Annotated in this window: 17 protein-coding genes; 12 read left to right on the top strand and 5 right to left on the bottom strand. The window is 67.8% G+C overall.

Translation table 11 applies throughout. The annotated features are described in order from the left end of the window. Nucleotides 1-21: 21 nt before the first annotated feature. Nucleotides 22-1,170: a citrate synthase 2 gene (locus ACIBK2_RS08430; RefSeq protein ID WP_396965039.1), complete on the top strand. Its 1,149-nt coding sequence runs from the start codon at nucleotides 22-24 to the stop codon at nucleotides 1,168-1,170. 100 nt (nucleotides 1,171-1,270) lie between these two features. Further along, nucleotides 1,271-2,146, top strand: coding sequence for a polysaccharide deacetylase family protein (locus ACIBK2_RS08425; RefSeq protein ID WP_396965037.1), 876 nt, complete (start codon nucleotides 1,271-1,273; stop codon nucleotides 2,144-2,146). A gap of 75 nt (nucleotides 2,147-2,221) precedes the next feature. Here ACIBK2_RS08425 and ACIBK2_RS08420 read toward each other — a convergent pair whose 3' ends face one another. Then, nucleotides 2,222-2,896, bottom strand: coding sequence for a hypothetical protein (locus ACIBK2_RS08420; protein ID WP_396965035.1), 675 nt, complete (start codon nucleotides 2,894-2,896; stop codon nucleotides 2,222-2,224). A 167-nt stretch (nucleotides 2,897-3,063) separates the two neighbouring features. Here ACIBK2_RS08420 and serC point away from each other — a divergent pair, with 167 nt between their 5' ends. The 3 genes from serC (at nucleotide 3,064) to ACIBK2_RS08405 (ending at nucleotide 6,577) form a co-directional block, all read left to right on the top strand. After that, nucleotides 3,064-4,188, top strand: a complete 1,125-nt coding sequence (gene serC, locus ACIBK2_RS08415; RefSeq protein ID WP_396965033.1) for a phosphoserine transaminase — start codon at nucleotides 3,064-3,066, stop codon at nucleotides 4,186-4,188. Nucleotides 4,189-4,387: 199 nt separating this feature from the next. Beyond that, nucleotides 4,388-5,458, top strand: a complete 1,071-nt coding sequence (sepH, locus tag ACIBK2_RS08410; RefSeq protein WP_396965031.1) for a septation protein SepH — start codon at nucleotides 4,388-4,390, stop codon at nucleotides 5,456-5,458. A gap of 372 nt (nucleotides 5,459-5,830) precedes the next feature. Then, entirely contained in the window at nucleotides 5,831-6,577 is a 747-nt protein-coding gene (locus ACIBK2_RS08405; RefSeq protein ID WP_396965029.1) for a DUF6928 family protein, read from the top strand. Here the strand turns inward: ACIBK2_RS08405 and ACIBK2_RS08400 are convergent. Beyond that, on the bottom strand, nucleotides 6,574-6,858 hold the full coding sequence (locus ACIBK2_RS08400) for a DUF2537 domain-containing protein (protein ID WP_396965027.1): 285 nt from the start codon (nucleotides 6,856-6,858) through the stop codon (nucleotides 6,574-6,576). The two genes, ACIBK2_RS08405 and ACIBK2_RS08400, sit on opposite strands and share 4 nt — an antisense overlap. Then, the gene (locus ACIBK2_RS08395; protein ID WP_396965025.1) at nucleotides 6,855-7,655 is read right to left on the bottom strand and encodes a TrmH family RNA methyltransferase; all 801 of its coding nucleotides are present in this window, start codon (nucleotides 7,653-7,655) and stop codon (nucleotides 6,855-6,857) included. Before ACIBK2_RS08395 ends, ACIBK2_RS08400 begins: the two co-directional genes overlap by 4 nt. A gap of 104 nt (nucleotides 7,656-7,759) precedes the next feature. Between ACIBK2_RS08395 and ACIBK2_RS08390 the strand changes: the two genes are divergently transcribed. The 5 genes from ACIBK2_RS08390 (at nucleotide 7,760) to ACIBK2_RS08370 (ending at nucleotide 11,661) form a co-directional block, all read left to right on the top strand. Then, a complete protein-coding gene (locus ACIBK2_RS08390; RefSeq protein ID WP_396965023.1) occupies nucleotides 7,760-8,965 on the top strand; it encodes a GNAT family N-acetyltransferase in 1,206 nt (401 codons plus the stop codon). 181 nt (nucleotides 8,966-9,146) lie between these two features. Then, nucleotides 9,147-9,608 (top strand): cupin domain-containing protein, encoded by a 462-nt coding sequence (locus ACIBK2_RS08385; RefSeq protein ID WP_396965021.1) that lies wholly within the window; start codon nucleotides 9,147-9,149, stop codon nucleotides 9,606-9,608. Continuing rightward, the gene (locus ACIBK2_RS08380; protein ID WP_396965019.1) at nucleotides 9,605-10,783 is read left to right on the top strand and encodes a PLP-dependent aminotransferase family protein; all 1,179 of its coding nucleotides are present in this window, start codon (nucleotides 9,605-9,607) and stop codon (nucleotides 10,781-10,783) included. The genes ACIBK2_RS08385 and ACIBK2_RS08380 overlap by 4 nt, the downstream gene beginning before the upstream one ends. Continuing rightward, nucleotides 10,780-11,196 carry a hypothetical protein gene (locus ACIBK2_RS08375; RefSeq protein ID WP_396965017.1) on the top strand — a complete coding sequence of 139 codons (417 nt, stop codon included), beginning with the start codon at nucleotides 10,780-10,782 and terminating at the stop codon, nucleotides 11,194-11,196. Before ACIBK2_RS08380 ends, ACIBK2_RS08375 begins: the two co-directional genes overlap by 4 nt. Nucleotides 11,197-11,259: 63 nt before the next feature. Then, entirely contained in the window at nucleotides 11,260-11,661 is a 402-nt protein-coding gene (locus tag ACIBK2_RS08370; protein ID WP_396965015.1) for a YccF domain-containing protein, read from the top strand. Nucleotides 11,662-11,668: 7 nt separating this feature from the next. Here the strand turns inward: ACIBK2_RS08370 and ACIBK2_RS08365 are convergent, their stop codons facing one another. Next, nucleotides 11,669-12,106: a MarR family winged helix-turn-helix transcriptional regulator gene (locus ACIBK2_RS08365; RefSeq protein ID WP_379282211.1), complete on the bottom strand. Its 438-nt coding sequence runs from the start codon at nucleotides 12,104-12,106 to the stop codon at nucleotides 11,669-11,671. A 62-nt stretch (nucleotides 12,107-12,168) separates the two neighbouring features. On the opposite strand from ACIBK2_RS08365, the gene ACIBK2_RS08360 reads away from it, so the two are divergent. Further along, nucleotides 12,169-12,408, top strand: a complete 240-nt coding sequence (locus ACIBK2_RS08360) for a DUF2530 domain-containing protein (RefSeq protein WP_357385951.1) — start codon at nucleotides 12,169-12,171, stop codon at nucleotides 12,406-12,408. Nucleotides 12,409-12,422: 14 nt separating this feature from the next. Here ACIBK2_RS08360 and ACIBK2_RS08355 read toward each other — a convergent pair whose 3' ends face one another. Then, nucleotides 12,423-14,480, bottom strand: coding sequence for a neutral/alkaline ceramidase (locus ACIBK2_RS08355; protein ID WP_396965012.1), 2,058 nt, complete (start codon nucleotides 14,478-14,480; stop codon nucleotides 12,423-12,425). A 125-nt stretch (nucleotides 14,481-14,605) separates the two neighbouring features. Between ACIBK2_RS08355 and ACIBK2_RS08350 the strand changes: the two genes are divergently transcribed. Beyond that, nucleotides 14,606-15,220: a TetR/AcrR family transcriptional regulator gene (locus ACIBK2_RS08350; RefSeq protein WP_357385947.1), complete on the top strand. Its 615-nt coding sequence runs from the start codon at nucleotides 14,606-14,608 to the stop codon at nucleotides 15,218-15,220. Nucleotides 15,221-15,233: the final 13 nt, after the last annotated feature.

The following is a 15,233-nucleotide window of genomic DNA, read 5'->3' as shown; positions in this document are numbered from 1 at the left end:
GTTGCAAGGAGAAGTCACACCATGACTACCACCCCCGCGGTGCCTACCGGGCAGACCGCCGTACCCAGTGATTTCGTCAGTGGCCTCGAGGGCGTGGTGGCTTTCACCACCGACATCGCCGAGCCCGACAAGGACGGCGGCGCGCTGCGCTACCGCGGCGTCGATATCGAGAACCTGGTCGAGGGCCGGGTGACCTTCGGTGATGTCTGGGCCCTGCTGGTCGACGGCGCGTTCGGCCGCGGCCTGCCGCCCGCCGAGCCCTTCCCGCTGCCGGTGCACACCGGCGACGTGCGGGTCGACGTGCAGGCCGGCCTGGCCATGCTCGCCCCGATCTGGGGCTACCAGCCGCTGCTCGACATCGATGACGAGACCGCCCGCGACAACCTGGCCCGCGCCTCGGTGATGGCGCTGTCCTACGTCGCGCAGTCCGCGCGCGGCATCTACCAGCCCGCGGTGCCGCAGAAGAAGATCGACGAGTGCAATACGGTCACCGAGCGGTTCATGACCCGCTGGAAGGGTGACCCGGACCCGAAGCACACCGAGGCGATCGACGCCTACTGGGTCTCGGCCGCCGAGCACGGCATGAACGCCTCCACCTTCACCGCGCGGGTGATCGCCTCGACCGGCGCCGATGTCGCGGCCTCGCTGTCCGGCGCGATCGGCGCGATGTCCGGCCCGCTGCACGGTGGCGCCCCCGCCCGCGTGCTGCCGATGATCGAAGAGGTCGAAAAGACCGGCGACGCCCGTGGTTTGGTCAAGGGCATCCTGGACCGCAAGGAAAAGCTGATGGGCTTCGGGCACCGGGTGTACCGGGCCGAGGACCCGCGCGCCCGCGTGCTGCGCGCCACCGCCAAGCGACTCGCCGCGCCGCGCTACGAGGTGGCCGCCGCGCTGGAGCAGGCCGCTTTGGCCGAGCTGCGCGAGCGTCGCCCGGACCGGGCGATCGAGACCAACGTCGAGTTCTGGGCGGCGGTGATCCTCGACTTCGCCGAGGTGCCCGCGCACATGATGCCCGCCATGTTCACCTGTGGCCGCACCGCCGGCTGGTGTGCGCACATCCTCGAGCAGAAGCAGCTCGGCAAGCTGGTGCGTCCGGCGGCCATCTACACCGGGCCCGCGCCGCGCCGCCCGGAGGACGTCGCGGGCTGGGCAGCCATCTCGCACGCATAGCAATAGTTGAATGGTATGGCCGCGAGCCGAATGTCCTGCACCAGTTGGACGTTCGGCTCGCGTAGCATCCGTGACTGACTTCGGAAAGAGGGGTTGACGGATGTTCGACAGAGGGCTGTCACGACGGCGGATGTTCGGCGTCGGCGCCGCGCTGGCCGCCGGTTTCGCCACCACCGGATGTGGCACGGCACAAAGCGATACGGCGTTCGCGGAGCCGAATTCGACGAGTCCCTACCCGGTCGCGGGCGATTCCCCGGTGGTCGACAAGGCCGCGCCCGCGCCGACCAACTCCCCCGCCGCCGTGGCCGCCAGGCACGCCGGTGACCAGCCGAAGCAGTGGGGCGTCGAGATGACGGGCATCCTCAGCACTTTCGCGGCCACCGGCAAGCAGATGGCGCTGACCTTCGACGCGTGCGGCGGGCCGGGCAACAACGACATAGATGAATCGTTGGTGAACTTTCTGATCACCCACCAGATTCCGGCCACCCTGTTCTTGAACAAGCGCTGGATCGATGCGAATCAGGGGCGGGCCGCCCAACTCGCCATGAGCCCGCTGTTCGAACTGGCGAATCACGGCGTGGCACACCGGCCGCTGTCGGTGAACGGGCGCGCCGCCTACGGGATCAACGGCACCGGCTCGGCGCAGGAGGCGGCCGACGAGGTCTGGGCCAATCACGAGCGACTGACCGGACTGGTCGGCAAGCCACCGCGGTTCTTCCGGGCGGGCACGGCGCACTACGACGAGGTCGCGGTCGCCATCGTGAACGAATTAGGGGAAACCCCGGTCGGTTTCAGCATCAATGCCGATTACGGTGCCACCGCGACCGCCGCCAAGGTGCAGGCCGCGATGAATGCCGCTGCGCCGGGAGCGATTTCACTCGCGCACATGCACCGCCCGCAGTCCGGCACCGGCGCGGGCATGATCGCCGCCCTGCCGACCATCCGGGACATGGGTTTTACCTTCGTACACCTCTGAGCCGCACGCCTTTCGCCGAGCCGCACCGAGAATCGCATGCGATTTTCGGTGCGGGAAATCAGCAGGCGTGCGGGGTCAGTCCTCGCCGAGCGAAGCCGCCCAGTCGACCGCGACCGATTCGCCGTGGTCGACGGTGAAGAAGGCGACCTCCAGGTGCTGGCCCAGATCGACCAGGCCGATCGCGGCCAGCGGCACCGGCTGGACGAGGCGGACGAGCCACGGCTTCGGCTCGTCCCAGGCGCGCAGTTCGAGGTCGAGACGCAGCACCGGATCGTCGCGACCGGAGTAGTCCGCGGCGACCGGGGTCGCGGCGAGCACCGTCGCGTCGGCGCGGCGGCCGTCGGCGAGGATCTTCGAGATGCTGGCCCGGCCGGTCTCCGCGAAATCGGGCACGTAGAGCACCAACCGATCCCGATCGCCCGGATCGACGCGGCAGCACACCACATCGCCGGGCTGCATCCATTCCAGATTCGCCTCGGACACCCGCTGTCGCACCCTGGTCTCGTACGGCGGTATGCCGTCGACCAGTACCCGCACCCAGAACACCTGCCCCGACGCCCCGCTCACCTCGAGTTCGCCCGCCGTCGATTTGGTGCTCGATCGCACGCCGAGGATCGTCGCCGAACCCAGCGCGCCACGCATCAGCAACTCGCGCCGCGCGCCATCGGAAATCGCGCCGATGTGCCGCCCGAAGGTTCGTGGCCGTCGTCCGAGCAATCGCCACCCCGAGTTCGCCGACGCCATGTTCATGGGCGCAAAGGTTAGCTGGCGTGTGGTCGGCGACACAGCAATACCACCGCAACCCGAGCAGACCGTGCCGAATCCGGCGTGGCGCGCCCGCGCGGGCGCCCGTGGCCTCGAGCACTGGTGCCGACCCGCACGAACCGGGCTGGTCCGACACGCTTTACCCTGTTCGCATGACCACTGCGTTCCCGACGATTCCCGACGACCTCAAGCCCGCCGACGGACGATTCGGCTGTGGCCCCTCCAAGGTGCGACCGGAGCAGTTGCAGTCCCTGGTGACCGTCGGTGCCTCGGTGTTCGGAACCAGTCATCGGCAGAAGCCGGTGAAGGATGTGGTCGCCCGGGTGCGCTCGGGTCTACGCGAACTGTTCGGGCTGCCGGACGGTTACGAGGTGGTGCTCGGCAACGGCGGCACCACCGCGTTCTGGGATGCCGCCGCGTTCGGCCTGATCCGGGAGCGTTCGCTGCACCTCACCAACGGTGAGTTCAGCTCGAAGTTCGCCAGTGTGGCCAAGGGCAACCCGTTCATCGGCGACCCGATCGTGATCTCGGCCGAGCCGGGCAGCGCGCCGGAGCCGGTGTCGGATCCGTCCGTCGACCTGATCGGCTGGGCGCACAACGAAACCTCCACCGGCGTCTCGATTCCGGTGCAGCGCCCGGCGGGTTCGGAGAACGCACTGATCGCGATCGACGCCACCTCGGGCGCGGGCGGTCTGCCGGTGAACATCGCCGACGCCGACGTCTACTACTTCGCGCCGCAGAAGAGCTTCGCCGCCGACGGTGGCCTGTGGGTCGCGCTGATGAGCCCCGCCGCGCTGGCCAGGGTCGACGAGATCAAGACCTCGGGCCGGTGGACCCCGGAGTTCCTCTCGCTGCCGATCGCGATCGACAACAGCACCAAGGACCAGACCTACAACACCCCGGCGCTGGCCACCCTGCTGCTGCTCGTCGACCAGATCGAGTGGCTCAACGGCAACGGCGGCCTGGACTGGGCGGTCAAGCGGACGCTGGATTCCTCGTCGCGCCTGTACAACTGGGCCGAGTCGAGCGAATTCGCCACGCCGTACGTCGCCGACCCGGCACACCGCTCGCAGGTGGTCGGCACCATCGACTTCGCCGACTCGGTCGACGCGGCCGCGGTGGCGAAGGTGCTGCGCGCCAATGGAATCGTCGACACCGAGCCCTACCGCAAGCTGGGCCGCAACCAGTTGCGCGTCGGCATGTTCCCGGCCATCGACCCCGAAGACGTCAGCCAGCTCACCCGCAGCATCGACTGGGTCGTGCAGAATCTGGGCTGACACACCGGGATCGAGCGCGACACGCCACAGATGACACGCCGCGCCGAGAACTGCGGTAAGTCGAACAGAGCAGATTAGCGGGGTGCGGGAGTCTCTTCGGAGATTTCCGCCCCGCGTGTCTCGCCCCACGAATCCCAGAAGTGCACTACTGTTTCGGAAAGTGGGCGGTGTCGCGGGTCGACGCGGTAAGGAGGTAACGGTGCGTGAACTTCGAGTGATCGGGGTGACGCCCGACTCCACGCACATCGTGTGTATCGACACCGAGTCCGGCGCGAAATACCGGCTTCCCGCCGACGACAAGCTACGAGCCGCAGCGCGCGGAGACCTTGCCCGATTCGGCCAGATCGAGATCGAAATGGAAGCAACTATGCGTCCTCGCGATATTCAGGCTCGTATCCGTGCCGGCGCCTCCGTCGACCAGGTCACCGAAGAATCCGGCATGCCGGCCAGCCGCGTCGAGCGGTTCGCCTACCCCGTGCTGCTGGAACGGGCCCGCGCAGCCGAACTCGCACAGAAGGCGCATCCTGTCCGCCCCGACGGCCCCGCCGTGGAAATCCTCATCGATGTCGTCACCGCCGCCTTCACCGAGCGCGGGCACAACATCGAGGGCGCCGAATGGGACGCCTGGAAGGACGAAAAGGGCTTCTGGGTCGCCCAATTGCAGTGGCAGAACGGGCGTTCCGAGATCGCCGCGCACTGGCGCTACCAGCCCGACGCGCACGGCGGATCGGTCTCCCCGCTCGACGACCCCGCCTCCGACCTGATCGATCCCGACTTCGGCCGCGCGCTACGCGGCCTCGCGACGATCCTGCCCGCCGAGCCGGAGGTCGCCGCCCCCGCGCCGCAGCCGGAACCCACCGTCGAACCGCGTCCCGCACCCGCCGCGCCGCCCGCGCGCCCCGCGGCACGCCAGCAGAGCCAGCCCACCCTGGACGAGTACTACGAACAGCGTGCCGTCGCGGCCGGTGGCGCGAACACGCCTGCCATCACGGCGGGCGCGACCGCAACCCCCACCGCCGCAACCACTGCGGCGCCCGCTGCGGCAAACCCGGTGCCCGCGCCGAGCGCGCCTGCGCCGACGACGCCGAGCACTCCTGCGGAGACCGCCCCCGCCGCACCTGCCGCGTCGACGAAGCCTGCCGTCGAGGAACCCGCTAAGCCCGCTGCGAACGGAAAAGCGCCTGCTAAGTCTGCCCGCACCAAGCGTGGCAAGGCGCCTATGCCGTCCTGGGAGGACGTGCTGCTCGGCGTCCGCAGCTCGGGGCATTAAGACGATTGTCCGCTGCTTCCGTCGTGGAACTGCACGGTACAAAGGCTTCGACCACAGCACGGTGTCACATCAGCGCTGCCCGCCGGAGAACATGCACTTCTCAGCGTGGCAACTGATTTCGTGAGCACATGGGTAACTCGTCGGGGACCGGCTAACGCCGCACCCGCATCACCGCTGGCCGCCAACGCAACTCGCAACGCGCCTAAGTCTGGCTTGAATACGCGGAGAGGCGGAACAGAGTAGATTTTTAGGGTGTGGTCGACGACGCGCAAGGTGGCGAGCGAAGCACTGAGTCGGTGAATCGCTCGACATCACCGTGCGTTGCTCGAAGTTCGCGGAGCTGATTCGTGCAACCATCGGGAGGTGCCGGAAATGCTATCGAAAGCTTCGTCGCTCTGGTACGTCGACGCACCCGATCCGTTGACGGTCCTGCGCGCCAACCATGATCCAGATCCCGATGCCGCACTGGCGCTGGCGAAGCAGCTGTACAGCGACCGGGATGTGCTGCCGATCATGGTCGGCACCCTCGCGGGGTGTGCGGGCCCGGACCTCGACGAGGTGTACATCGGTTGCTACCCGGGCGTGACGGTCGTGTGCTCGGCGCAGGCCGCGCGGATCCACCCGACCGAGATCCCGGAACTGCTGGTCCGTCCGCTGGCCTCCGAGCACACCTATCTGGTGTCGTTCGACACCACGCACGGCTGGGGCGCGTTCGCGCATTGGGAGCGCGGCGAATTCCGCAGGGCGTTCAGTTCGAGCCGGGTGAACATCCTGGAGGACGAGGGCCTGCCGCTGGTGTGGGAGCGGCCGTACTGGGCGGGTGACCATCCGGTCCACTGGCGCGCGGGCGAGCTGCCCGACCCGCAGACGCTGCCGTTCGATCCACCCGATTTCGCCGACGCCGCCAACAACGAATGGCTCGGCTTCCACTATCGCTCCCCCGCCGCCGAGGGCGCGCTGGTGCCCGGCGACGTCGCGGTGTGCGGGTTCACGCTGTATCCGAAAGGCCAAGCGCCCGACCCGGCCACCCGCATGCCGCCGCAGCAGGAGGAGCCGGACAGCGTGCGCCCACGACGCGGCCTGTTCGGCTGGCTGCGCGGCCACGACCGGGTCTCTTAACCCGCAAACCCGTTGATCAGCAGCGCCACCCAGCCGAGCAGCACACCCGCCGTGCCGCCGCCGACCACCCACCTGGTCACCGGCGTCCACCGCCACCGCCACACGGTCGGCGCCGCACCACCGGCGGCGATCAGGTTCACCGCCACCGCGAGCAGCGGATGCACCTCGGCGAGCGCCCGGCCGAAGGAGAACACCGCGACCGTGGCGAGCAGCCCCACCATGATCGCGACGGTAATGCCCGTGCCCCACGGGGTCGGGCCCTGGTACGGCGGGTAACTCACGTGCGCACCCGCTCGTAGAACGCCATCGCGGCCGCGGTCGCCACATTGAGCGAATCGGTGCCGGGTGACATCGGAATTCGCGCCCGCACATCGGTGGCTCGCATCGCGTCCTCGCTCAACCCCGGACCTTCGGCGCCGAGCAACAAAGCCACCCGCTCACCCGTCATCGCCGTGGCCAGATTCACCGCAGCCGGGTTCGGGGTTAAAGCGATGATCTGGAAACCCTTGCGCCGCAGTATATCCAGACCGTGCGGCCAATCGGGGACGGAAGCGAACGGCACCCGGAGCACGTGGCCCATCGATACCCGCACCGCACGCCGGTACAGCGGGTCGGCGCACCGGTCGCCGAACAGGATCGCCTCGGCGCCCAGGCCGGCCGCGTTGCGGAACATCGAACCGAGGTTCTCGTGATCGTTGACGCCCTCCAGCACGGCCACCGTGCGCGCCTGTTCGAGCACGTCGTCCAAGGTGAGCGCCGCCGGGCGCGGTGCCACCGCGAGCACGCCGCGGTTCAGATGGAAGCCGACCACCTCCGCCATCACCTCGGCGGAAGCGCGGTAGTACGGCACCTCGACGCCGGCCAGGTCGTCGGCGAGTTCCTGTCGCCGCTTCTCGACGCCGAGCAGCGCGGTCGGCGCGAATCGCGAGTCAAGCATCCGCTGCACGACCACCACGCCCTCGGCGATCACCAGGCCCTTGCGTCCTGGCAGATCGGGTCGGCGGTCGGCGGAGTTGAGGTCGCGGAAGTCATCGACCCGCGGGTCGGCGGGGTCGTCGATATCGATCACTTCGGCCACGGCTACATCCTGCCTGGGCAGGGCGCGCGGCGCCGCCATCGGTTCGGCCGAGTCCGGCGGTAATTCGAATGCGGCACGGTAGGGCGGCGTGCGAAGGTCGTGCCATGACGCTGCCAAACGGAATCACCATTCGGTCGGCTACCGCGGCCGACGACGCGGCCATCACGCTGCTCGCCGATACCGCCTTCGGCATGCGGTCGCCCTCGGCGACGCTGGCACCCGAGGCCAGGGTCTTCACCATCGAGAACGCCGTGGTCGCGGTCGACGGCGGACGGGTGGTCGGGGCGACGAAGGCGACCCGGATGACGCTGACGGTGCCGGGTGAGCGCGCGGTCGAGGCGTGCGGGATCGCGGCCGTCTGTGTCGCGCCGACGCATCGGCGGCGCGGCATCCTGCGGGCGATGTACACCGAGCAGCATCGGCGCACCGAGGCGGACGGGGTGGCGTTGACCATCTTCACGGTGAGTCAGGGCACCATCTACGGGCGCTTCGGTTACGGGCCGACGGTGCGGGAGAACGCGGTGAGCATCGATCGGCGGTTCGCCGAATTCCGGCCGTCGGCACCGGATCCGGGTGGCGTCGAACTGGCCACGCTCGCCGAGGTGACCGATCAGGTGCGGGCGATCTATGACCGCTGGCGCCGGATCGTGCCCGGTGCCCAGGTGCGCCCGGAGGCCAACTGGGCGATGCTGTTCGCCGACCCGGTGGCGGTTCGCGGCGGCGGCACCGACCTCTTCACACTCGTGCACCCGGACGGCTACGCGCTGTACCGCCACCGCCGTGCCGAGAACGTCAATGTCGCCGAGGTGGTCGAGATCCGGGCGGTCACCTCCGACGCGCATGCCGCGCTGTGGCGGGCGCTGGTCGGGCTCGAGCTCGTGCAGCGAGTCGATGCGGTGCTCAGCGACAACGACCCGCTGCCCTACCTGCTCACTGACGTCCGGCTGGTCCGGACCAACGCGCGCTATGACGCACTGTGGTTGCGGCTCATGGACATTCCCGCCGCGCTGACCGCCCGCACCTACCAGCGCGACCTGGATGTCGTACTCGCGGTGGCGGATCCGTTCCGCAATGCGGGTGGCACCTTCGCCCTCACCATCCGCGACGGCATCGCCGAATGCGCACCGACCACCCGTCCGGCCGAGGTCGAGCTCGGCATCGACGTTCTCGCCAGCATGTACCTCGGCGCCTACCCCGCGCGCGTCTTCACGGCGGCAAACCGCCTGCAGGCCAAGGATTCCGCCAAGGCACGCGCCCTCGACGAGGCCTTCGCCACCGAACGCGACGCGGTCCTCGGCTGGTTCTTCTAGGCCGGTCGGCGCGGTTGCTGAGGCCGACTGCGCCACCGCCCGACGCCTACGGTGGCGGGTAGATCGACGGGCGGATACGCGCCGGAAAATGCCGGGTGAACTCGGGTTCCGGATTAGTTTCTATCGGTACTAATCCTTTAAGTTCAGCTACATCCGACCGAACAGTTTGGGGTAGCTGATGATGAACACTCCGAGAGCAGTACGCGTAGTCGCCGCAACCGACGTCGCGCAGGAGATCGGCAGGCAGGGGCAGCATCTCGTCCCGTATATCACTCGGGAAACTGCTGGGAGCCAGGGGATTTCGGCCGGAATGGTGAATATGCCGCCGGGGAAGGTGTCCAAGGCGCACTATCACGCGCACAGCGAGATCATCGTCATCTGTCTGCGCGGCCGCGCGGCGACGTTGGTCGGTCCGGATCTGACGCCCCATCTGCACGGCCCCGGGGAGTTCGTGTACATCCCCGAGGGGGTGCTGCACGCCGCGGTAAACCTCAGTGAGACTGAGGATCTCATCGCGGTGGAGATGCGCACCGATCCGATGTTCAACGACGATGTGGTGCTGACCCCGGAGCACGACGGTGCGGTCGCGGACGCGGTCGCCCGGCTGCGCCGTGATCTCGCGCCGGCGGGCGCGGGTCTATGACAGCCGTGATCAGTCGCGGTGCCGCCGCGGTGCGCAGCGGGCCGATCGACGATATCTTCACGACGCTGGCCCTGCGTCCGGAGGTGATCTCGTTCGCCGTCGGCGCGCCGGATCCGGCCCTGCTGCCCGGCCAGTTGATGGCCGCGCTGGCCACCGAAGTCATTGCCGAGCACGGGACTTCGGCCCTGCAGTACGGGATGACCCGGGGGTTTCCGCCGCTGCTCGACCAGGCGCAGGTGCTGCTGCGGGAACGGGGGATCACCAGCCCTGCTGATCTGACACACATCGCCACGGGCGGCTCCGGTGCCCTGCACAGCGCATGCATGGCGCTGCTCGATCCAGGCGCGGTGGTGCTGGTGGAGACACCGACCTACGGGCCTGCGGTGAAGGTGTTCCGCAGTCACGGCGCGGTCGTCACCGGTGTCGAGTCGGATATCGACGGAATCCTGCCCGCGGCACTGGATGTCGCGCTGACACGGCAGGAGGTGGCAATGGTCTATCTGCTGCCGACCTTCCAGAACCCGACCGGGCGAACGATGTCGGCCGTGCGCCGTCAGCAGATCGCCGAAGTTGTGCTGCGACACAGTGTGACGGTGGTGGAGGACGACGTCTATGTCGACCTCAGGTATCGGGGCGACCCGCTGCCGGCTTTCTGGTCCTACGCACCGCACAACACCGTCTACATCACGTCACTGTCGAAAACCGTTGCGCCCGCACTGCGGACCGGTATCGCGGTGCTGCCGGAGCACCTGCTCGAGCACGTGCTCGCGATGAAGCAGGGCATCGATATGCAGACCTCGACCTTCAACCAGGCGATTGCCGCAGCCTTCCTGCGCAGCGCGGCGGGTGCCGCACATGTGGCGCTCGCAATCGAGAGTTACGGCGCGAAGCTGGCCGCGCTCACCGCGGCGCTGCGCGAGCACCTGCCGTCCGGATTCTCCTGGACCGAGCCCGAGGGCGGAATGTTCGTATGGGTCGAGGGCCCTGCGGATTTCGACGCCGAACTGTTGCTCGGCCGGGCGCTGGACGCCGGCGTCGCCTTCCTGCCGGGCAGCATGTTCTACGCCGCGGCGGACGCACCGCGCAACAGCATGCGACTGAGTTTCGCGAACGTGTCCCATTCCGAGATCGACCGTGGCATAGCGATATTGGCCGACCTGTGCGGGGCGCGATGAGCATCGTCGGAGTGTGGGAGGTGCGGGCCGACGGTGCCCCGTTCGCGCACCATGTCATGTTGTTCCACGCGGACGGCACCATGCTCCAGTCGAATCCGGATCACGGTAACCGGCATACCAGCGACAGCAATGGCATGGGTACCTGGCATACGGATGGCACGACGGTGTCGGGAGCGTTCGTCGAGTTCACCGTCGACCGCTCGCATCCGGAATCGATATGCCGGGGCGTTGTGCGGTTCGAGGTGACCGTGCGCGGCGACGAGTTCCTCGGATCGGCGAGTGCGATGTTCTACGAGCTGGACGGAACGCCCTGTCGCGGTCCGTTGGTGACGGACCTCACCGGTCAAAGGTTCGACGCCCGCACGTATTCGGAGCCACCGGTGAGACAGGTGCAGGCGGTCACGTCGCACTGATCACGCGACGGCTCGGGGGAAACCCTGATGCCCGGTGCTCGCTTCGACTGGCATCCTGTTCACATGGCGCCGATTCGTTTGATCCTCAACGTCCTGTGGCTGGTGTTCGTCGGGATATGGATGGCGCTCGGCTACATCCTGGCCGGGATCATCTGCTGCATCCTGATCATCACCATCCCGTGGGGCATCGCATCCTTCCGGATCGCGGCCTACGCGCTGTGGCCGTTCGGCCGGACCACGGTGGAGAAGCCGGGTGCGGGCGCGGGATCGCTGGTCGGCAACATCATTTGGGTGATCGTGGCCGGCTGGTGGCTCGCGCTCGGCCACCTGCTGACCAGCATTCCGCTGTTCGTCTCGATCATCGGAATCCCGTTCGGCTGGGCCAATGTGAAGCTGATCCCGCTGTCGCTGTTCCCGCTCGGGCGCGACATCGTGGACAGTGATCAGCCGTTCGGGGCGCGCTGACTCATCCTTATTCGGATTCGGCGACTATCTGCTTCATGATGCCGACGGCGCGGGTGAGCACCACGATTTGTTCTTCGGTGAGGTTGGAGAGCTGGTCGGTCATCCAGGCCTCGCGGGCGTGCGTCTCGTCGGCGATGAGCGCGGTGCCCGCCTCGGACAGCGACACGATGATCTGGCGGCCGTCGGTGGGGTGCGGCTTGCGCTCGACCATGCCCAGGTCGGTGAGCGAGGCGATCACGCGCGTCATCGACGGCGGCTGCACGCGTTCTCTGGCGGCCAGCGCCCCTGGTGTCATCGCGCCGTCGCGCGCCAGGGTCGCGAGGGCAGAGAGCTGAGTCAGCGAAATCTGGGAGTCGGCGCGGCGGCCGCGCAGATGACGCGTCAGTCGAACCACTGCCAGTGAGAGCTCACCGGCGAGGGCTCGAACATCGGATGGCGTTGTCACAGAGGTGAACGATACGGGACGGGTGCGCGTCGGACGCGCGTTCTCGCAGCTACGCTGGTGCCGTGACTGAGAAAGTGCCACAGATCCCGCCGCGGCTGACAGATCCTCGCCCGGTGCTTGCGGTCGGCAGCGCGCTGTGGTTGGTGGCCACCCTGGTGGTGTGGGCCAGCGGTGACCGATGGGCATCGGTGCTGCCGGTCTGCCTGATGGGCCTGGTGGTCGGCGTGCTCGCCCTCGGGATCTTCCTGATCCAGCGGCGCGGGGCACGCCGCGGCGACAAGGGTGCGCAGACGGGTCTGTAGACCTCGCACCGGCCTCAGCCGACCTCGAAGTCGTTGGTAGTACCGGTGAACGGATGCAGCGCGCCGTCGGGGCTCAGGCTGTCGGCGTAGTGCTGGAACCGATACCGCCCCGGCGTCGCGTCGGCGGGGATGTCCCAGGTGAACCGCGCCACGGACTCGGCGGCGCCGCGCTTGCTCCAGAAGAACTTCACCGCCCATTCGCCCTCGTTGGCCTCCCGTACCCACTCCCCTGACGCGTGCAGCCGCTGCACTTCCAGGAAGGTGCTGTTGCGGCGGGTGTTGTGTTTCGGGTGGGCGGAAACGAATTCGGCGGCGACCTGGGTGCCGAGCGCGTAGGCCGGGGCGGGCTGGGTCAATACGTCGCCGAAGTTGCGGCCGGGCGGGGTGGTGTCCGGGCCAGCGCCCGGTTGGAAGTTCGGCTGCAGGTTGGACACGTCGCGCGGGGCAGGGCCGCGCGGGACGAGCTGGCGGGCGGCGAATGCCGTTGCCAGCCGGGTGAATTCCTGCTGGTAGGCGCAGAGTGTGTAGCGGCCGAACATGGTCGAGGCACCCTCGTACTGCTGCGAGTCGTATTCCTCAGGGGTGGTGACGTATTCGTGGTACGCGTTCGCGTAACCCTGCATCAGCACCTGCTCCAGCGGCACGCCGAGCGCGTCCGCGACCGCGCGGCGCACCCGCAGACCCGAGGTGATGGTGAATTCGCCACCGGCGGCGGCCAAGTAGAGCTCGCCGAGCCGAACGACCTGAATCGGCAACACATTCGGAATCCAGGCCACCGGTGGCATCAGGCCGAGCGGCGCGGCAATGGCCTTGGGCGCCTGGGCATCCGCGAGCCAGGCGGGCGATGGCGTGTTGGCGCCACCGAGCGCGTCCAGGAAGGGATTGCGCACGCCTTCCGGGATGGGCGCGCCGGGGAAGCCCGGTCCGTCCTCGACGCTGCCCGCGGCGAGCGAGACGCCCGCGGCCGCGGTCGCGGTGTGCCTCGGCTGCCCGTCGGGGGTGAACCGGCCGTCGACGGCGATGTCGGCCAGGTCGATGTAACAGAGCATCGAGTCGATCGGTCCGCCCATCGACCGCGCCTGGGCCAGCGCGTCTTTCGACGCCTGGTACTGGCGTTCACCGATGATGCGGGTGTTGTCGAACTCGTTCTCGGTGGGGCCGGAGCCGGGGCGCAGGTTCAGGTTCGGGGACATGTCGCCCGCGTTGGTCTGCGCGAAGGCGGCCACGAAATCCGGTGCGCCGTCGAGGTAGCGGACGCCGTGCTCGAGGTGCTCGTAGGAGAACGACGCGTAACCCTTGTTGTCCGCGCTGATCAGCCGGTTCTCATTGGTCATCGAGGTGCAGTGGGTGGAGAACCAGGTGATGGCGCCGACCTGCCGACCACCCTTGACAAGAGACAGCACCGTCACCGCCGGGTCGATGGCCTCGGGAAAGTGTTCTTTGTCGGCAACGGGATTGAGCTCCCAGGCCACCCGGGACCGGTTGACGCTCGCGTCGTGCAGCTCGCCGTGGCCGAGTGCGAGCGAGCCGGGGCCGAGGTCGGCGTCGGCGGCCGCGATGGCCTCCACGATGCCGTTGACCTCCGCGTCGTACACCTGCTGCTGAAAACCCAAGATGGACAGGTTGTATGCGTAATCGTTACTGGAGCCGCCGCAGGTCGCGTGCGAGTGCGTCGAGGTGAGCACCAGGTTCTGCTCGGTGTACCGATCGCCGAACCGGCGGGCCAGCTCCGCGAGTACGCCGCGGTGCACGGACTGGAAGATCATGCCGTTCTCGGCGACCACGAAAACGACGCGCTGTCCGGCGCTGCCGATGATGAACGCCCGAGCCCTCGGACGCAGGTGAATACCGGCCGTCTGCTGCTCGAGCTGGGAATAACCCATCATTCCGCATTCCGCGGCGGGGCCGGTGATGTCGGAAATCCCGACACCTAACTCATAGCCACCGGAACCGGGGGCGGCCGCGGCCGGTGCGCCGAGCGGGCCGGACATGGCGGGCACCGCCGCCGCGGCGGCCAGCGTCGCCGAACCGACAACGGTTCGGGCAAGAACGGTTCTGCGCGACAGCGGCATACGCGTCTCCTTCGATCCTGATGGCAGCGAACCATACAACTGGTCACTCGTCCAGTCGAGATTTTTCTACCGGCGAATTGACTGCACGCTCCCCGGGCGCTTAACTCCCTGGGGTGTCCTCCCGATTGAGCGTCGAAGAAAGACGGGCCCACCTTATCGAGGCCGCTATCGGTCTTGCCGAAAAAAAGGGCGTTGCGGGCGTGACCACGCGCGATGTCGCCCAAGCGGCAGGAGTCTCGCTTGGAGTGGTGCATTACTGTTTCGAAAACAAGGACGCGCTGATGACCGAGCTGGTCAAGGCGTTGTCGATGGAATTACGTGATTCTGTCGACGCCAATGAAACAGTATGGCAAGACGTCGGAAGTGGAAAAGAAGCACTTCAAAAATTGATCCGGGCCGGACTGGAACTGATGTGGCTGAACATAGAGGCCACTCCGGAACGTCAGCTGCTCACTTACGAAACCACCACTTACGCACTGCGCGAGGGTGAGCAAACTCCGGCGAAACTCGCGATCGCCCGCGAGCAGTACAACTTCAATGACTCCACCGTCGCCGACATCCTGGAACACGCGCGCGACGCGACCGCGAACCAGTGGTCGGTCCCGCTGCAGTCGTTGAGCCGATTCACCCTCAATGTGATCGACGGAGTCGTGCTGCGCTGGCTGGTGGACAACGACAGCGAGAGCGTGCGTTCGCAGCTCGATCTGCTCAGCCAGATGATCGCCGAGTACGCGGCTTAACAGCTGCGGCACA

It is taken from the genome of Nocardia sp. NPDC050175, from assembly GCF_044459885.1.
Taxonomy (GTDB): Bacteria; Actinomycetota; Actinomycetes; order Mycobacteriales; family Mycobacteriaceae; genus Nocardia.
This window is presented reverse-complemented; position numbering and strand designations above follow the sequence as displayed.